The following is a 17,430-nucleotide window of genomic DNA, read 5'->3' on the forward strand; positions in this document are numbered from 1 at the left end:
GTGATCAATTCATGCTTTCACTTTGCCGGCCGCATCATCCAGCGCCAGGTTCAATTGCAGCACGTTCACCACAGGCTCACCAAACAAACCCCACTGTGGGCGAGTGGTATTGGCGTTAACTAGTTGCCGCAACGTGTCATCGGTCAAGCCACGCGCTTTGGCGACACGGTGAATCTGATAAGCCGCTGCGGCAGGAGAAATATGCGGGTCCAGACCACTGGCCGATGCCGTCACCAGGTCAGTGGGCACCGGGCCAGTTTGATCAGGGTGTGCTGCACGAACGGTATCGATGCGGGCTTTGACTGCATCTTTCAACGCCGGATTGGTCGGACCCAGATTGCTGCCGCCAGAAGCCAAGCCGTTGTTCGGTTGCGGGCCGGTGGCGGACGGGCGACTCCAGAAGTAGGTCGGGCCGGAGAAGCTTTGACCGATGAGGCTGGAACCGACTACTTTGCCGTTCTTTTCGATCAGACTGCCGGCGGCCTGATCCGGGAAGATGGCTTTGGCGGCACCGGTGACGACTAGTGGATAAGCCAGGCCAGTGATGGCTGTCAGCACCACGAAAAGGGTGATGGCTGGACGGATGATGGTGCTCATTTGGGTTACTCCAAAAATTTAAATTCGAATACTTGCGCGCCGTTGGCGCGGTTTTACATACTTGGCGGGTGACGAGCTAGCCCGCAAACAGCTGCCTGAAACAGGAGAAAAAAACATCGGCCGTGCGCTGGTGGCCACTCTTTTTTCTACCTCTGCGATCAATCAGCATTGCGCGGGATTCCCGCCTTCGCGGGAATGACGAGGTAGGGGACATATAGAAGGTTCTTGCTGTTGCTGTTGCTGTTGCTGTTGCTGTTGCTGTTGCTGTTGCTGTTGCTGTTGCTGTTGCTGTTGCAACTAACTCTGGCATTCCACACTGCAAACCACGCCGACCGAGAGCCGGAGACCTCAGGCTCTGGCCGACCGAGGGAACGGCGGAGCCGCGTAAAGACCACTGGTAAACAGACGGTTCGTTTCGGCTTTTGACCTAGGGCCCCTTGCGGCAGCGGGGTCGCCTTTTTTTGGTCACTTTCTTTTGGCGAAGCAAGTTGCACGATAAGGCTTTACGGCCACACTAACGTGCTCCCGGGCACCCCCGGGTATCAAACGCTTTTTAACAGACGTGCCAAAGGCACTAACAAAAGCTTTTGAATTTGACCTCGCCCCACAAAAAACCCATTCAACAACGAACCTTGATCGGTGGATTACGCCGTCCCGGCTAACCCACCCTACGAAGTGGCCACAGCCACCATCAAACCCACCCCACCACCCCCAACAACATATCAATCACCTTGATCCCCACAAACGGCACCAACAACCCACCCAAGCCATACACCAGCAGATTGCGCCGCAGTAGTGGGCCCGCCCCCAGCGCCCGATATTTCACGCCTTTGAGCGCCAGCGGAATCAGCGCCACAATCACCAGTGCGTTAAAAATCACCGCCGACATAATCGCCGAAGCCGGGCTGTTCAGATGCATCACGTCCAGCGCTTTGAGCTGCGGATAGGTCACCGCAAACGCCGCCGGGATAATCGCAAAGTACTTGGCCACATCATTCGCCACGCTAAAGGTGGTAAGCGAACCGCGCGTCATCAGCATCTGCTTGCCGATCTCGACAATCTCGATCAGCTTGGTCGGATTGGAATCCAGGTCGACCATGTTGCCGGCCTCTTTGGCCGCTTGCGTCCCGGAGTTCATGGCCACGGCCACGTCGGCTTGCGCCAGTGCTGGCGCGTCGTTGGTGCCGTCGCCGGTCATGGCCACCAACCGGCCTGCGGCCTGGTGTTCGCGGATCAGCGCCAGTTTGTCTTCCGGGCGGGCTTCTGCCAGGAAGTCATCCACCCCTGCTTCGGCAGCAATAGCTGCGGCGGTCAGGCGGTTGTCGCCGGTGATCATGATGGTTTTGATACCCATCTGTCGCAGTTCGGCAAAACGCTCTTTGATGCCGCCTTTGACGATATCTTTGAGCTCAACCACGCCCACGACTTTTTTGCCATCGGCCACTACCAGTGGCGTGGCACCACGGCGGGCGACATCATCGACGCTGTCATTCACGGCTTTGGGGAAATCACCTCCCAGTTCCAGAATGTATTTGCGTACCGCATCGGCCGAACCTTTGCGAATCTGGCGCACATGGTCATGGGCCACCGTCACCGAAGTCGCAACTTGACTACCATCCGTGGCCAAAGCCACAGCGTGTGCCGGATCGGTCTTGCCGTGGCGCACACCCAGATCTACACCAGACATCCGGGTTTGTGCCGTGAACGGGATAAACAACGCGTCTTGCAGCTCCCGGCCGCGCAGGTTGAAGCGCTCTTTAGCCAGGACGACGATGGAGCGGCCTTCCGGGGTTTCGTCCGACAACGAGGCCAGTTGCGCTACGTCAGCCAGTTCTTGCTCGGTCACGCCCGGGGCAGGAATAAACGACGAGGCCTGACGATTACCGAGGGTAATCGTGCCGGTTTTATCCAGCAGCAGCACATCTACGTCACCCGCTGCTTCGACCGCGCGGCCAGAGGTGGCGATGACATTGGCCTGCATCATGCGGCTCATCCCGGCCACACCAATGGCCGACAGCAAGCCGCCAATCGTGGTGGGGATCAGGCACACCAGCAGAGCAATCAACACCGTAATGCTGACCGGCGCACCAGCTCCAGCGGCGGTCACGCTGTAGATGGAGAACGGCAACAACGAGGCACACACCACCAAGAAGGTGAGTGTGAGCGACACCAGCAAAATGGTCAGCGCCACTTCGTTCGGGGTCTTTTTGCGCTTGGCGCCTTCCACCATCGCAATCATGCGATCCAGAAACGCCTCGCCCGGGTTGGCGGTAACGCGCACCACCAGCCAGTCCGACAATACACGGGTACCGCCAGTCACCGCCGAGAAATCGCCGCCGGATTCGCGGATCACCGGGGCGGATTCGCCGGTAATGGCCGATTCATCCACCGAAGCCACACCATCGAGCACTTCGCCATCGGCCGGAACGATATCGCCCGCCTCGACCAGTAACCAGTCATCTTTGCGTAGCGAATTGGAGTCGATGACCGAGACTTTGGCTTCACGTGCAGCGCTGGCCAGTTTTTTGGCCACCACGTTTTTACGCGTGGCCCGCAGCGCGGCGGCTTGCGCCTTGCCGCGCCCTTCGGCCAAGGCTTCGGCAAAGTTGGCAAACAGCACGGTAAACCACAGCCATGCCGCCACCGCCAGAATGAACGCTGCCGGTGCTTCGCCATGACCACCCAGCGCGTGAATGCCGAGAATGGTGGTGACTACACTGCCCACCCACACCACAAACATCACCGGATTACGCCATTGCGCCACCGGCGACAGTTTGCGGAACGACTCATAAATCGCCGGGACCGCGAGTTTGCGGTCGAGCAGCGTTAAGGTATTGGTTTTACTCATTTTCCATGACTCCATGAGTCAGATTTCGGTAGAGCAGATTCGGCCAGGCCAATCCACCATCCCGTAGCCCGGATTCTCGCTACCCCGCCGCAACGGCCATGTGTGAGATCAGGCAGCTTTGCGGAGGTACCCCCAAGGGGCTCGCTTGATCCGGGCTACGGATGTCATTTGGTTATCCAGCGGTCAATGACCGAACAATTGCAGATGTTCAATCACCGGCCCCAATGCCAGCGCCGGGATGTACGTCAGCGCCCCCACAATCACCACCGTGCCAACCAGCAAGGCCACAAACAGCGGGCCGTGCGTAGGCAAGGTGCCGGAAGTCACCGCCAGCCGCGGCTTGGAAGCCAGCTTGCCGGCAATGGCCAGCACCGGAATGATCACGGTGAAGCGGCCAAACCACATGGCAATCGCCAGCATGGTGTTGTAGTACGGCGTATTGGCGTTCAAGCCTGCGAATGCGGAACCGTTGTTATTGGCCGCCGAGGCAAACGCGTACAGCACTTCCGAGAAGCCATGCGCCCCAGGGTTAGCCATGCTGGCTTTACCCACATCCAGCATCACCGATAACGCCGTCCCGCCCAGAATCAGACACGGCGTTGCCAGAATGGCAATGGCCACCATCTTCATCTCGAACGCTTCGATCTTCTTGCCCAGATACTCCGGTGTGCGGCCAATCATCAGGCCCGACAGGAACACCGCCAGGATGGCGTAAATAAGCATGCCGTACAGACCAGCGCCCACGCCGCCAAACACCACTTCGCCCAGTTTGATCAGCCACATTGGCACCAGACCGCCCATTGGCATCAGCGAGTCATGCATGGTGTTGACCGCACCGCAGGAGGCGGCCGTGGTAATCACCGTAAACAACGCCGAGGCAACAATCCCGAAGCGCGATTCCTTGCCTTCCATATTGCCCACGCTGCCATCCATGCCCAGATGCGTGAGGAGCGGATTGGCGGTGATTTCTGCCCAGTATTCAACGCCCACCATGGCCACAAACAGCAACGTCATGGCACCCAGCAAAGTCAGCCCCTGGCGGGTATCGCCGACCCAGCGGCCAAACATGAACACCAGCGCCGCCGGGATCAAAAAGATGCTGAGCATCTGCGCAAAGTTGGATAGCGGCGTCGGGTTCTCGTATGGATGGGCCGAGTTGGCGTTAAAGAAGCCGCCACCGTTGGTCCCCAGCATCTTGATCGCTTCTTGCGAAGCCACCGGCCCCATCGGCAAGGTCTGCACGTCGGTTTTGGCATCGACCATCACCGGGTTGCCCTTGGCATCTTTCACTGGCTGACCATCAGCGCCGGTCTTGGGGATTTGATACGCGACCGCTTCGGTGAGCTTCACATCTTTGTAGCCATCGAAATTCTGGATGACGCCCTGCCCCACCAGGAACACGGCAAACACCAGGGAGATGGGCAGCAAGATATAAGCGGTGGAGCGATAGAGATCCAGCCATGCGTTACCCACACCACCCGCTTTACGGCGCACAAAGCCACGGATAAACGCAATCGCCACCGCCATACCTGTCGCCGCCGACATGAAGTTATGCGTGGCCAGCGAGAGCATCTGGGTCAGATAACTCATGGTGGATTCACCGCTGTAGCCCTGCCAGTTGGTATTGGTCAGGAACGACACCGCCGTGTTGAACGATGAGTCCGGGCTAACCGCACCCATATTGGCCGGGTTCAACGGCAAGCCGCCTTGCAGGCGCTGCTGGGCGTAGACAAACAAGCCGCCAATCAGATGGAACACGATCAGCGCCAGCGCATAACGCCACCACGGCATGTCTTCATCCGGATTGGCGCCAATAACGCGGCACAAGGCACGCTCGGAGCGGCCCAACCAGGCAAAGCGTTGCGACAAGCTGCCATCCAGCGCCGTCGCCAGGAAGCGGCTCAACGGCCATGCCAGCGCAAACAACACCACCAGATACAGCGCGGTCTGAAACACGGGAGAGGAGTTCATGCCACGTCCTCCGCGTTAAACAGCGCGTAAACGAGATAGACCAGCAGTAGCACGAACACTACTGTTGCCATTAAATACAGCCAGTTCATTTGCGTGCCTCCAGATGCCTGCAGAAAACTGCCAGCCCCTGTATCGCCGCACCAAAGACGATGATGAGGAGCAGATACACAGCGTCCATGTGTTTTCTCCTTGCGGGTTATAGCCCCACGGATTGAGGGCTTTTGGACACCGTGAACTGTAGGGAGAGGGAGATAAAGGGCGGGTAAAGCTTGTGGGGATGGGTGTAAAAATTGTGTAAACGGGGGAAACCAGCGGGAAGAACAGGCTGCTCGATTGAGCGGCAGGAAAGGTTTGATACGTCAGAACAGACTTTTACTACGAATGATTCGCAACCCGCTGGATTTACACGCTAATTTTGTATCCATTACGATACATCGCGACACACAGACCTGCCGTTCATCGGCGGACGGCAGAAATATTAGAAATCCCTTAAATTCAAGACATTAGCAAAACGCGGGGGTAAATTATTACAAATAACGAAAGCATTAACTTTATTTTAAAAATTACAAAACACTCAAGGTTACCGGGCAAATTTTGAATAACCGCCGATGAGATTTTGCTGCGCAAATATCATCTTTTACTAATGCTCTATTTTTCTAAAAATTATTATTTTTTTGTTATAAATCATTGCGTTAACAAAACAATCCTTTAGCGCTCCAGCTCATCACCCTACGTAATTTGCATCGTCTTCTAATGTGACTCACCAAATTAATGGCCAGAGCAGAGTCATTTAAAAATTCTTACAGTCTGGAAATTACATCTACCAACGCAAGATGGCGCTCTGTTTCCTTACATTGTTTACAATCTCTCCCGTTTTCAAAATTTCACATCACATAAATTAATCGGGGACCGAGATGAACAAACTACTCGCACTGAGCGGGATCGCACTTTCTTTGGCATTGGCCGCTTGCGGCGGTGGTGGCGGTAGCGACAGCAGTTCGCCTGCACAGAATTCCGCAGTGCCGACTCCAACGCCGACGCCAACTTCTGCGCCAACACCAACTCCGGCCCCTACGCCGACTCCAACCCCGCAGCCTCAACCACCTAGCCTGAGCGCGCCAGATGCGGGCTCTACCGCTGCGGTCGGCAATGGCTTTGAGGGGTACTGGAAGAGTTCACTCTCCACTTCATCCAATCCGCGTCTGGCTATCGTCGCGCCTGATGGCAAGTTCGTGGCGATTGACAGCACGTCAAACACCTACTGGAGTGGCACGGCAACTCCGGCTGGCACCAATTGGGTGGCCTCGCCTGCCGAACAACTGGCATCTGGCAACGTCACTGCATTCAATGATGGCGGTACGTTTGTTGCAAAAACTTCGCTAACCGATACTGCTGCGGGCTCTTCGTTTGTTTTTGATACCTACGCACCGGCCAATGCACTCGCAACAACTGCAGCAAGCGTGGCAGGCACTTGGGGTGACGGTTTTCCAGCCAAAGTTATCGTGGCCCAAGATGGCTCGTTCACTGGTACCACGGTGACATCGGGTTCCGTCGGCGTTTGTAATTACTCGGGCACCATCACGCTAGTTGATCCAAGCAGCAAGAAGAACATTTTCAACGTCACATTGACTGTGGCCCAGTCGGCAGCTTGCCATCTTGTTTATGGCACGTCCTATACCGGCTTGGCCACCATTGACGTCGTCAATAAAGGCACCCAGAGCGCGCCGATTTATGGCAAAAATCTGATTACGGTTCTTCGTGTTCCAGGCCAAGCGTATTTGTGGATGCAACTGCCACTGCAATAAGCTCGATTAGAGAGCGCGCATAAGCAAAGGGAACCTCGCAGGTTCCCTTTGTTTTGTTGGGCACAACTAAAAAACGGTCTAGCCGTGTTCCTTATCCCGCACCGTACTCAAATCCCGCAGATGATATTTACGCATCAGCTTCACATAGTGCTGGGCCGAGTACGCAAAGTGGGCGATCTCCTGCGCAGTCAGTGGTCGCACCTGTTTGGCGGGGCTGCCTACATATAGATAGCCTGACTCCAGCACTTTGCCTGGTGGCACCAATGAGCCGGCGCCGAGCATGACGTGGTCTTGCACCACTACGCGATCCAGCACAATTGATCCCATCCCGATCAAACATTCGTTGCCGATCGTACAGCCATGCAGCATTACGCCATGGCCAATAGTCACGCGATCGCCAATGATCAAGGGCGCGCCCTCCGGGTCTTCCGGGCGGCGGTGGGTGGTATGCAGCACACTGCAATCCTGCACGTTACTATCGTCGCCAATGCGGATAAAGTTCACGTCGCCACGCACCACCGCGCCCGGCCATACGGATGCGTTCTGGCCTAGCGTGACCTCGCCGATCACCTGTGCGGACTGATGTACCCACGCTGTCGACGGAACCAGCGGCTCATAAGACTCAAAATTTTCGACTGCCATGCAATTCTCGCTTGATAATTGTTCGAGGCGCGTACATCTAGGCTATCTAGTTACCCGCTAACAAATCAGCCAATCCAGACACAGTTCCGGTGGGTTCGAGTGGCAACCAGCATGGCCGGTTCCATCTAACCTATCGACGCAATGCCAACGCATTTCATGATCCAGACATTTTAGACGAGTCCACCTATGACCCAAACCAATCCACTGCTCGATTTTTCCGGCCTGCCGCGTTATGCCGAAATCCGCCCGGAACATATCACCCCCGCGCTGGATGTCTTGCTGCACGCAGCGGCCCAAGCCGTAAAAGCGGCAGAAGTGCTGACTAACCCGACATGGGACAGTTTTGTGGTGCCGCTGGATCAAACGCTGGAAAACCTCGGCCGCGCCTGGGGCACCGTCGGGCACCTGGAAAGCGTGGTCAATACGCCGGAACTGCGTGAAGCCTACAACGGCAATATCCCGCGCATCTCCAATTTCTTTACCGAACTGGCACAGAACGAGGCGCTGTACGCGCACTACAAAACCATTGCTGCCAGCCCGGAATATACCGCTTTTACCGAAGCGCGCCGCGTGGTGATTGACCATGCGCTACGCGACTTCCGCTTGTCTGGCGCCGAATTGCCAGCCGCCCAGAAAGAACGTTTTAAAGAGATCGCCGAAAAGCTGTCCGAGTTGACCACGCGCTTTTCGCAAAATGTGCTGGATGCCACTGACGAATTTGCGCTGTTTATTGATGACGCCAAAGAGCTTGATGGCCTGCCTGCAGATAACCTCGCCGCCGCTCGTGCTGCGGCCCAAGCCGACGACAAACCCGGTTACATGCTCACGCTGAAAATGCCGAGTTATTTTCCGGTCATGCAATACGCCACCAACCGTGCGCTGCGGGAAAAGCTGTATCGGGCGTACGCCACGCGCGCGGCTGAGTTTGGCAAGGATGAATGGAACAACTCGCCCCTGATCGAGCAAATCCATACCCTGCGTCAGGAAGCCGCAGCACTGCTGGGTTTTGCCAATTTCGGTCAAGAATCGCTGGCCACCAAAATGGCCGATTCCCCGGCTGAAGTGCTTGATTTCCTGCGTGATCTGGGCCATCGCGCCAAGCCATTCATGCAGGCTGATCGCGTTGAACTACTGCGCTTTGCCCAGGATGAACTTGGCCTGGATACGCTGGAATCGTGGGATCAAACCTTTGTTGCAGAAAAACTGCGCGAAGCGCGTTATGCGTTCTCCGAACAAGAAGTAAAACAGTATTTCACCGAGCCGACCGTTATCGCCGGTTTGTTCCATCTGGTCGAAACGCTATACGGCCTGCAATTTGTGGCGGCCGAAGCGCCGGTCTGGCATCCGGATGTGCGCTATTTCGAATTGCGCAACAAGGATGGCAGCCTGGTTGGCGGCCTGTATATGGATATGTACGCGCGCGAAGGCAAGCAAGGCGGCGCGTGGATGAACGAAGTGCGCAGCCGTCATCTGTTGCCGGATGGCAGCGTGCAAACGCCAGTCGCGCTGATTGTGTGCAACTTTGCCCAAGGCGTGGATGGCAAACCCGCGCTGCTGCCGCACGATGACGTCATCACACTGTTCCACGAAACCGGCCACGCTTTACACCACTTACTGACTGAGGTGGACGAGCGTGATGTGTCCGGCATTAACGGCGTGGAATGGGATGCGGTTGAACTGCCAAGCCAGTTTATGGAAAACTTCTGCTGGGAATGGCAACTGCTGCCGCAACTGACCAAACATGTGGAAACCGGGGAATCGTTGCCCGAGCCGCTGTTTGAGAAAATGCTGGCGGCGAAGAACTTCCTCTCTGGCACCGGCATGATCCGCCAGATTGTGTTCTCCATTTTCGATATGGAGCTGCATATGGATACGGTCGGTCCGCAAGCTTTGCAGCGCTACTTCAAGCTGCTGACCGAATTCGACGCCCCGGCCGTGCCGGAATATCACCGCTTCCCCAATAGCTTCAGCCATATCTTTGCTGGCGGTTATGCTGCCGGTTATTACAGCTACAAATGGGCGGAAGTGCTGTCGGCGGATGCTTATGCCGCGTTTGAAGAATCCGGCGTGTTGAACCCGCAAACCGGCGCGCGTTTCCGACAGGAAGTGCTGGCGCGTGGCGGCAGTCGGCCAGCGCTGGAGTCATTCATCGCCTTCCGTGGTCGTGCACCGCAAACCGACGCACTGCTGCGCCATAACGGGCTGACTAGTTAAAGCGGCGATACGGCTCTGGTTCTACTGCAAACAAAAAAGCCAGGCATTGCCAGGCTTTTTTGTTTAACCATCGTCCGACGATATTTGTGTGGACCGAGGCACCGGCGTCAGACCGTCAACGCGTTTTCGTGGCCGCTGGCAAATCAGCCAACCGCTGCCACTCCCCATTGACCAGCCCTTCCATCGGTTGATAGCGCGTCTTGTAAGCCATCTTGCGGCAGTCTTCGATCCAGTATCCCAGGTACAGATACGGCAAGCCAAGCTGGCGGGCCAGGCCCACTTGCCACAGGATATTGAACACGCCAAAGCTGGCGCCCACAGCATCCGGATCGTAAAACGTGTAAACCGACGACAAACCGTCATCCAGTTGATCGATCAGGCTGACCATGCGCACGCCCGTATCGTCACGAAACTCGGCCAGAAAGCTGGCGACGTTACTTTTGAGGATGAAATTCTCGTATTGCTCGCGGTTATCCTGGTCCATGCCACCGCCCGCATGGCGCACCAGTTGATAGCGCTGATACAACTGGAAATGCGCCTCGGAATATTCCAGTCCCAACAAACGGGTTTTGAGATTGCCATGCAGTTTCTGCGCCCGGCGCTGGGCGCGATCTGGCGTGAAGTCGGCAGTGGGGATACGCACTGGCACGCACGCTTGGCAATGATCACAATGCGGACGGTAAACAAACTGGCCACTGCGCCGAAAACCATGCAGCACAAGTTGGCTGTAGGTCCTGGCATCAATCAGTTCAGAGGGCACCGCTACTTGCGAGCGTGCCATGCGCTCGGGCAGGTAGCTGCACGGATAAGAAGTAGTCGCGTAAAACTGCAGCTGCAGCGTGTGGCCACGCGGATTCATATCAGCTTCCCGGATTATGGAAATCGTATTGCCAGCGGCCCGGTTCTCGGTGTGCGGCAGTCAGCCGGGTCAGATTTTCTATAAACAGACTGCGCTCGATCTCGCTCGCACCGAAGCGCGCCAAGTGTTCAGTATGCATCTGGCAATCGATCATGCCAAATCCTTGCGCCTGCAAATACTGAACCAGATGCACAAAGGCGAGCTTGGACGCATCGGGTCGGCTGGCAAACATGGATTCGCCATAAAACATATTGCCGATGGCAACGCCGTAGAGGCCGCCGACCAACTCGCCATCCATCCAGCATTCGGCGCTGTGGGCATAGCCCAAATCGTGCAACTGGCCATAACCGCCGCGGATTTCATCGCTGATCCAGGTCAGGTCTTCGCCTTGGCGCGGTGCGGCGCAGCCTTGCATGACTTGATCAAAGGCTTGATCAAAGGTGATGCGATAAGGCTTATTGCGCAGTGTTTTACCTAAAGAAACAGGGACATGCAGCGCGGCAGGGATGAGTACCATGCGCGGATCCGGGCTCCACCACAAGATGGGTTCGCCCGGCATATACCAAGGGAAAATGCCTTGCCGGTAGGCGGCTAGCAAGCGCGGCGCAGATAGATCGCCGCCCGCTGCCAGCAAACCATTGGGCTCACGCAGCGCGTGCTGCAATGGCGGAAAGCGCTCAGTGTCATCCAGCCAGCCGATCACCCGCGCCCTCCCCCGATACAACGGTACAACTGATAAACGGTCAGGTTATCGATGCAGGTTTTTACTTGATGCGGCAATCGGCACACAAACCGTACAGATACATTTCGTGATCCTGGATTTCAAAATTGTGCTTAAGCGCAATGGCGTCCTGGCGTTTCTCGATTTCCGGATCGCAAAACTCTTCTACCTTGCCGCACTTCAGGCAAACCAGATGATCATGGTGACCGCCTTGATTCATTTCAAACACGGCTTTGCCGGTTTCAAAGTGATGGCGAACCAGAATCCCGGCCTGTTCAAACTGGGTCAGCACCCGGTAAACCGTGGCCAGGCCGATATCAATGTTTTCATTCAGCAGCAGGCGATAGACATCTTCTGCGGTCAGATGGCGTTGCGGGCTGGTTTCGAAAAGATTGAGAATACGCAGGCGGGGACCGGTGGCTTTCAGCCCCATACCTTTCAAATCAGCGGCAGAACTCATGGTGTACCCCGTCGTTAGTTTAGGTCATCGACCCGGTGCAAATCACAAGTTGCACCTGGCGGCTGCGGCAAGCAGCAAGAACAGGTTATGATATAGCGTTTGCCGCACCCGCTCCAACCGACCCACGTTGTGAAACAGCAAAGACGCATGCATATCAAACCATTTCTCTTAGCAATCGGTACCGCCACAGTGCTGGCCGGTTGCAGTATCGGCAACATTCTCACTCCCTACAAACTGGATATTCCACAGGGTAATGAGGTCACCAAAGATCAAGTCGCACAGCTCAAAGAAGGGATGACGCGTACGCAAGTGCGTTTCGTACTGGGCACGCCACTGCTGACCGATCCTTTCCACGCCAATCGCTGGGACTATATCTACAGCGATGCCAAGGGCGGCAAGCTGCGTGAGAAGCTTACCTTCCACGTGGAGTTCGAGGGTGACAAACTCAAGAGCTGGGAAGGCGAAACCCTGCCCGCTTCCAAGTTGATCAAGCTGGGCACCGATGGCGCCAGCGCGCCAATGGCACTGGACGAACCCGTTGCTGCTGCCGCTGCGTTGTCATCCGCAACGCCAGTAGCGCGCGCTTCGGCAGCTTCTGCAGTGGATGTCGCACCGCTCAAGTAATTGCTTTGTGGAATACGTAAAACCATGTTTTTGAAGATCGCCATTGCCGGCAGCAGCGGACGTATGGGTCGCATGCTGCTTGAAGCCGTTAGCGCGGCACCGGATTGCCAACTGACCGTGGCGCTTGATCGCGCAGGCAGCCCGGCCTTGGGCCAGGATGCGACCGCCTTCCTGGGCAAAACGTCCGGCGTCCTGATCACTGATGATCTGCAAGCGTTGGCGCACGCCGACGTGCTGATCGACTTCACACGCCCGCAAGCCACGCTGGAACACCTCAAGGTCTGCCGCGAACACGGTGTGAGTGTGGTGATCGGCACAACGGGCTTTGAGCCAGCCGATAAAGATGAAATCAGCGCCGCCGCCAAAGATATTTCAATTGTCTACGCCCAGAACATGAGCGTGGGCGTGAACCTGGTCTTCAAGTTGCTGGAAGTCGCGGCAAAGTCTCTGGCGACCGGTTACGACATCGAGATCGTCGAAATGCATCACCGCATGAAGGTGGATGCGCCTTCCGGCACCGCCCTGCGCATGGGCGAAGTGGTTGCCGGCGCCTTGGGCCGGGATCTCAAAGAAGTCGCCGTGTACGACCGCGAAGGCATTACCGGTGAACGCGATCCATCCTCTATCGGATTTGCCACATTGCGTGGCGGCGACGTGGTGGGTGATCACACGGTGGTGTTTGCAGGCATGGGCGAGCGGGTTGAGATTACCCACAAGGCATCCAGCCGCATCATTTACTCTCAAGGCTCATTACGCGCCGCGCGGTTTCTGGCGGACAAGCCCACCGGCTTGTTCGATATGCAAGACGTGCTTGGTTTGCGCTAACAAACACATCAATGGCCCAACCCTTACCGGTTGGGCCATTTGCATTGTTGTTAAGCAAAGGTTAAGCCCTTCGGTCGCACTATCATGCCACCTGCAAATCTGGAGAATTCCCGTTCATGGCTATCCGTCAAAGCCGTTACTCCCCGGGCCTGGTGACACTACACTGGCTGATCTTTTTACTCTTCGTCGTAGCACTCGCGGCAATTGAGATCCGCAGCTTTGTTCCCAAAGGCGACCCGTTACGCAGCACATTGGCACTGGTGCATATGACCGCCGGGCAACTGGTGCTGTTGTTGGCAGTAGTACGCGTGTACCTGCGCTTTACCCAACCCGTGCCCGCCGCTCTGCCCGGCCCAACCTGGCAAAAGCTCGCCTCAGGTGTGTTGCATCTGGTGTTGTATGCGGTGATGTTTGCTTTACCGCTGGCCGGGATCATCTTTGTACAGGCAGGTGGGCGCGAGATTTCCTTTTTTGGCCTCACCCTGCCGCATCTGATTGCCGCCAACCCGGACCTGCGTAGCCCGGTTAAAGAAGTGCATGAATTTATCGGCAACGCGGTTTATTACCTCGTTGGAGTGCATATTCTGGCTGCTTTGTGGCATCAGTTTGTGGTCAAAGACGGTGTGTTGAGCCGCATGCGCTTGCGTTAAGCCGCACTCGCAGACGCAAAAAAGGCATCCCGCAGGATGCCTTTTTTGTTGTCCAACATGATCAAGCCGCGCTGCCTGCAGCAAAGCCGGACGACCACGCCCACTGAAAGTTGTAACCGCCCAGCCAGCCGGTCACATCTACCACTTCGCCAATGAAGTACAAACCAGGCACCGCTTTGGCCATCATGGTTTTTGAATCCAGCTGCCGTGTATCCACCCCGCCGCGCGTCACCTCGGCTTTTTTGTAGCCCACTGAACCAGAAGGGATGATCTGCCAGTTTTGTAAAGCCGGCGCCAGGCTCGCCAATTGCTTGGGACTGTATTGCTTGAGCGGCAAGTTCTGCCCCCAGCGAGCAACAAACGCCTGCACAAAACTGCGCGGCAAGCGTTCTGACAAGACGGTCACTAGATGTGCATCACGGCTAGCTTCAGCCAACCATTCCGCAACGTCCACATCGGGTAGCAAGTTGATGGTAATCGGCTGGCCCGCCCGCCAGTATGAAGATATCTGCAAAATCGCCGGGCCGGAAACGCCTTTATGCGTGAGCAAGATCGCCTCGCGAAAGCGCCCTTTGCCGCAGCTGACTTCAACATCATCAATCGCCACGCCCGCCAGTTCAGTCCACAAATCTTGCGGCTGGAAAGTCAGCGGTACCAGCGCGGCAAAGGTCGGCACGATGCCTAAATCAAACTGTTTGGCGACTTCATAACCCCAAGCGGTCGCGCCAATCTGCGGAATCGACAAGCCACCGCTGGCGACCACCAGCGAAGCGCATCGCCAGGTTTCACTGGCCGTTTCCACCTCAAAACCACCGTCCACTTGATGCACCGCCAGCACCGCGGTGCCCATTCGCCAGATCGTGCCACCGGCGTCGACCTCGGCCTTGAGCATATCGATAATGGCTTGCGAGCCATCATCGCAAAACAACTGACCCAGCGTTTTCTCGTGATAACGCAACTGGTAGCGATTCATCAGCTTGATGAAGTCGTGCTGCGTATACCGCGCCAACGCTGATTTCACGTAATGCGGGTTTTCCGAGAGATAACATTCGGGGCGCGCATCCAGATTAGTGAAATTGCAGCGCCCGCCGCCCGAGATCCGGATTTTCTCGGCCAGCTTGGTGGCGTGATCAATCAACAGCACCTTGCGACCACGCTGGGCGGCAGTGGCCGCACACATCATGCCGGCGGCACCTGCGCCTACTACGACTACGTCACATGCTGGCATGAAGCTTGGCCTTGTTGGAGTAAGGGTGGGATTTTAAATGGTTATGGCCGGTTTGATGCGTTTGGTGGCTGCCAAATGCGGGGAGGTAGTACCAAGGGACGGAAAACACACCTCTGTTGGCGGGCAGTGCCTGTTTATTGTTGCCGCTGCGGGCAACCACCAGTGCACAAGATTCCCGCCAAGGGGACCGCCGAGGTCGGGAATGACGAGGTAGTTGGGATGCGAAGAGCTGGCGCTCTTGCTCTTGCATCTGACCTAGGCATACCGTTATGCAAACCACGCCGACCGAGAGCCGGAGACCTTAGGCTCCGGCCAACCAAGGGAACGGCGGAGCCGCGCAAAGAACTTAAGCAAACAGACGGTTTGCTTCGGCTTTTGACGTTGGGCCCCCTTGCGGCAGCGGGGTCGCCTTTCTTTTGGTTTCTTTTCTTTGGCGACGCAAAGAAAAGAAACGTGCTCCCGGTCACCACCGGGTATCAAATGCCTTTCAACACCGTGCCGAAGGCACTGACAAACAGCGCTCCGTTGAAACATAGCTCTCTGGATTCTCACTACGTTTCATCCGGGCTACAACCATCCATTCAACAACAAACGGCTCTGCAGGGTGAGCTACGCCTCATCAGCTAACCCACCCAACAAAACAGCCACAACCTCACTCAAAAATAAACAATCCCCATCGCCCGCTTCACCGCATCCAGCGTCGCTGCGGTTTGCTCACGCGCCTTGTCGGTGCCCTGGCGCAGAATTTCCATCACCGCAGCCGGATCAGCAGCCAGCGCTTCGCGACGAGTACGGATCGGCTCCAGCAGCGCTTGCAGACGTTCTTCCAGGTAACGTTTGATCACGCTGTCGCCCAAGCCACCGCGCTGATAGTGCGCTTTGAATTCGGCAACCTTTTCAATATCGGTATCAAACACATCCAGATAGGTGAACACCACATTGCCTTCCACTTGGCCAGGGTCTGCTACGCGCAGGTGGTTGGGGTCGGTGTACATCATCTTCACGGCTTTGCTGATTTCGTCGGCACTGGCGCCCAGCGTGAGCGAGTTGCCTAACGATTTGGACATCTTGGCCTTGCCATCAATACCCGGCAAACGTGAGCCGTTTTCCGGCACCAAAGCGCGGCATTCCACCAGAATTTCAGCCTCTACGCTGGCGTTGAACTTGCGCACCACTTCATTGGTTTGCTCGATCATCGGGATCTGATCCGCGCCGACCGGCACCACCGTGGCCTTGAACGCAGTGATATCAGCAGCCTGCGCCACCGGATATGTCATGAACCCGGCTGGGATATCACGCTCAAAACCACGCAGTTTGATTTCGTCTTTGATGGTCGGGTTGCGTTCCAGCCGCGCCACGGTGACCAGATTCAAATAATACGAGAATAGTTCGGTCAGTTCCGGCACCAGGCTCTGGATAAAGATGGTGCTTTTGGCCGGATCAATACCCACTGCCAGGTAATCCAGCGCCACTTGAATGACGTTGTCGCGCACCTTGGCGATATTGCCCATGTTATCGGTCAGCGCCTGGGCATCAGCCAGCAACAGATATTGTTTACAGACATCCTGCAGGCGCACACGGTTTTGCAGCGAGCCGACAAAGTGACCCAAATGCAAAGGACCGGTGGTGCGATCGCCGGTCAGGATGATGTCGTTGGAAGTTACAGTTGGGGCAGACATTGCAAATCTCCGGCTAAGCGGCGGCCCATGCCTGGTGCTGGGCGCCCATAAAAAAACCCGGTGCGGCCTGATGGCAGACTCCGGGTTTGAACATATCTGGTGTGATCTGGACGTAACCGCAGTGCTGCCTTATCTGCAGCGCCACCAATGGTAAGAAGGATGCGGTTCGTGGTAAAAAATCATCGCGCAAGTCTACCGCATCGCGCTGTCGGGTCAAGTTTGCCGGGCTGGCATGTGGCGTGAGTTTTGGCCGCAACCGGCCAGAGGCGGTATCCTGCATGCCAGTAGCATCGCAGCATTTGTCTGG

Annotated in this window: 16 protein-coding genes; 6 read left to right on the forward strand and 10 right to left on the reverse strand. The window is 56.4% G+C overall.

Annotated features, from left to right (window positions below; all coding sequences use genetic code 11):
* Positions 1-9: 9 nt before the first annotated feature.
* Positions 10-597, reverse strand: coding sequence for a potassium-transporting ATPase subunit KdpC (gene kdpC / locus P4L78_RS08155; protein ID WP_309327542.1), 588 nt, complete (start codon positions 595-597; stop codon positions 10-12).
* Positions 598-822: 225 nt separating this feature from the next.
* Between kdpC and P4L78_RS08160 the strand changes: the two genes are divergently transcribed.
* The gene (locus P4L78_RS08160) at positions 823-1,023 is read left to right on the forward strand and encodes a hypothetical protein (protein WP_309327543.1); all 201 of its coding nucleotides are present in this window, start codon (positions 823-825) and stop codon (positions 1,021-1,023) included.
* Positions 1,024-1,288: 265 nt separating this feature from the next.
* Here the strand turns inward: P4L78_RS08160 and kdpB are convergent, their stop codons facing one another.
* From kdpB to P4L78_RS08175, 3 genes are all read right to left on the reverse strand, one after another.
* On the reverse strand, positions 1,289-3,445 hold the full coding sequence (kdpB, locus tag P4L78_RS08165; protein WP_309327545.1) for a potassium-transporting ATPase subunit KdpB: 2,157 nt from the start codon (positions 3,443-3,445) through the stop codon (positions 1,289-1,291).
* Between the two features lie 183 nt (positions 3,446-3,628).
* Positions 3,629-5,416, reverse strand: coding sequence for a potassium-transporting ATPase subunit KdpA (gene kdpA, locus P4L78_RS08170; RefSeq protein WP_309327546.1), 1,788 nt, complete (start codon positions 5,414-5,416; stop codon positions 3,629-3,631).
* Complete coding sequence (locus P4L78_RS08175) at positions 5,413-5,505, reverse strand: potassium-transporting ATPase subunit F (protein ID WP_283150370.1); 93 nt, start codon at positions 5,503-5,505, stop codon at positions 5,413-5,415. The genes kdpA and P4L78_RS08175 overlap by 4 nt, the downstream gene beginning before the upstream one ends.
* Before the next feature lie 825 nt (positions 5,506-6,330).
* Between P4L78_RS08175 and P4L78_RS08180 the strand changes: the two genes are divergently transcribed.
* Positions 6,331-7,221, forward strand: coding sequence for a hypothetical protein (locus tag P4L78_RS08180; protein WP_283150371.1), 891 nt, complete (start codon positions 6,331-6,333; stop codon positions 7,219-7,221).
* 78 nt (positions 7,222-7,299) lie between these two features.
* Here P4L78_RS08180 and P4L78_RS08185 read toward each other — a convergent pair whose 3' ends face one another.
* Positions 7,300-7,863: a gamma carbonic anhydrase family protein gene (locus tag P4L78_RS08185; protein WP_309327547.1), complete on the reverse strand. Its 564-nt coding sequence runs from the start codon at positions 7,861-7,863 to the stop codon at positions 7,300-7,302.
* A 186-nt stretch (positions 7,864-8,049) separates the two neighbouring features.
* On the opposite strand from P4L78_RS08185, the gene P4L78_RS08190 reads away from it, so the two are divergent.
* On the forward strand, positions 8,050-10,077 hold the full coding sequence (locus P4L78_RS08190; RefSeq protein WP_309327549.1) for a M3 family metallopeptidase: 2,028 nt from the start codon (positions 8,050-8,052) through the stop codon (positions 10,075-10,077).
* 115 nt (positions 10,078-10,192) lie between these two features.
* Here P4L78_RS08190 and P4L78_RS08195 read toward each other — a convergent pair whose 3' ends face one another.
* The 3 genes from P4L78_RS08195 to fur all read right to left on the reverse strand — a co-directional run bounded on the left by P4L78_RS08195 (position 10,193) and on the right by fur (position 12,117).
* Positions 10,193-10,936, reverse strand: a complete 744-nt coding sequence (locus P4L78_RS08195) for an arginyltransferase (RefSeq protein WP_309327551.1) — start codon at positions 10,934-10,936, stop codon at positions 10,193-10,195.
* Between the two features lies 1 nt (position 10,937).
* Positions 10,938-11,639 (reverse strand): leucyl/phenylalanyl-tRNA--protein transferase, encoded by a 702-nt coding sequence (gene aat / locus P4L78_RS08200; RefSeq protein WP_309327553.1) that lies wholly within the window; start codon positions 11,637-11,639, stop codon positions 10,938-10,940.
* A 61-nt stretch (positions 11,640-11,700) separates the two neighbouring features.
* Positions 11,701-12,117 carry a ferric iron uptake transcriptional regulator gene (fur, locus tag P4L78_RS08205; protein ID WP_283150376.1) on the reverse strand — a complete coding sequence of 139 codons (417 nt, stop codon included), beginning with the start codon at positions 12,115-12,117 and terminating at the stop codon, positions 11,701-11,703.
* A 147-nt stretch (positions 12,118-12,264) separates the two neighbouring features.
* On the opposite strand from fur, the gene P4L78_RS08210 reads away from it, so the two are divergent.
* The 3 genes from P4L78_RS08210 to P4L78_RS08220 all read left to right on the forward strand — a co-directional run bounded on the left by P4L78_RS08210 (position 12,265) and on the right by P4L78_RS08220 (position 14,216).
* A complete protein-coding gene (locus P4L78_RS08210; RefSeq protein WP_283150377.1) occupies positions 12,265-12,741 on the forward strand; it encodes an outer membrane protein assembly factor BamE in 477 nt (158 codons plus the stop codon).
* A gap of 24 nt (positions 12,742-12,765) precedes the next feature.
* Positions 12,766-13,566, forward strand: coding sequence for a 4-hydroxy-tetrahydrodipicolinate reductase (gene dapB, locus P4L78_RS08215; protein ID WP_309327556.1), 801 nt, complete (start codon positions 12,766-12,768; stop codon positions 13,564-13,566).
* 116 nt (positions 13,567-13,682) lie between these two features.
* The gene (locus P4L78_RS08220) at positions 13,683-14,216 is read left to right on the forward strand and encodes a cytochrome b (protein ID WP_309327557.1); all 534 of its coding nucleotides are present in this window, start codon (positions 13,683-13,685) and stop codon (positions 14,214-14,216) included.
* A 61-nt stretch (positions 14,217-14,277) separates the two neighbouring features.
* Here P4L78_RS08220 and P4L78_RS08225 read toward each other — a convergent pair whose 3' ends face one another.
* Both P4L78_RS08225 and trpS read right to left on the reverse strand, forming a co-directional pair.
* The gene (locus P4L78_RS08225) at positions 14,278-15,444 is read right to left on the reverse strand and encodes an NAD(P)/FAD-dependent oxidoreductase (protein WP_283150380.1); all 1,167 of its coding nucleotides are present in this window, start codon (positions 15,442-15,444) and stop codon (positions 14,278-14,280) included.
* A gap of 656 nt (positions 15,445-16,100) precedes the next feature.
* On the reverse strand, positions 16,101-17,123 hold the full coding sequence (gene trpS, locus P4L78_RS08230) for a tryptophan--tRNA ligase (protein WP_309327559.1): 1,023 nt from the start codon (positions 17,121-17,123) through the stop codon (positions 16,101-16,103).
* Between the last annotated feature and the right edge of the window lie 307 nt (positions 17,124-17,430).

It is taken from the genome of Silvimonas sp. (genome assembly GCF_031291215.1).
GTDB classification, from domain to species: Bacteria; Pseudomonadota; Gammaproteobacteria; order Burkholderiales; family Chitinibacteraceae; genus Silvimonas; species Silvimonas soli.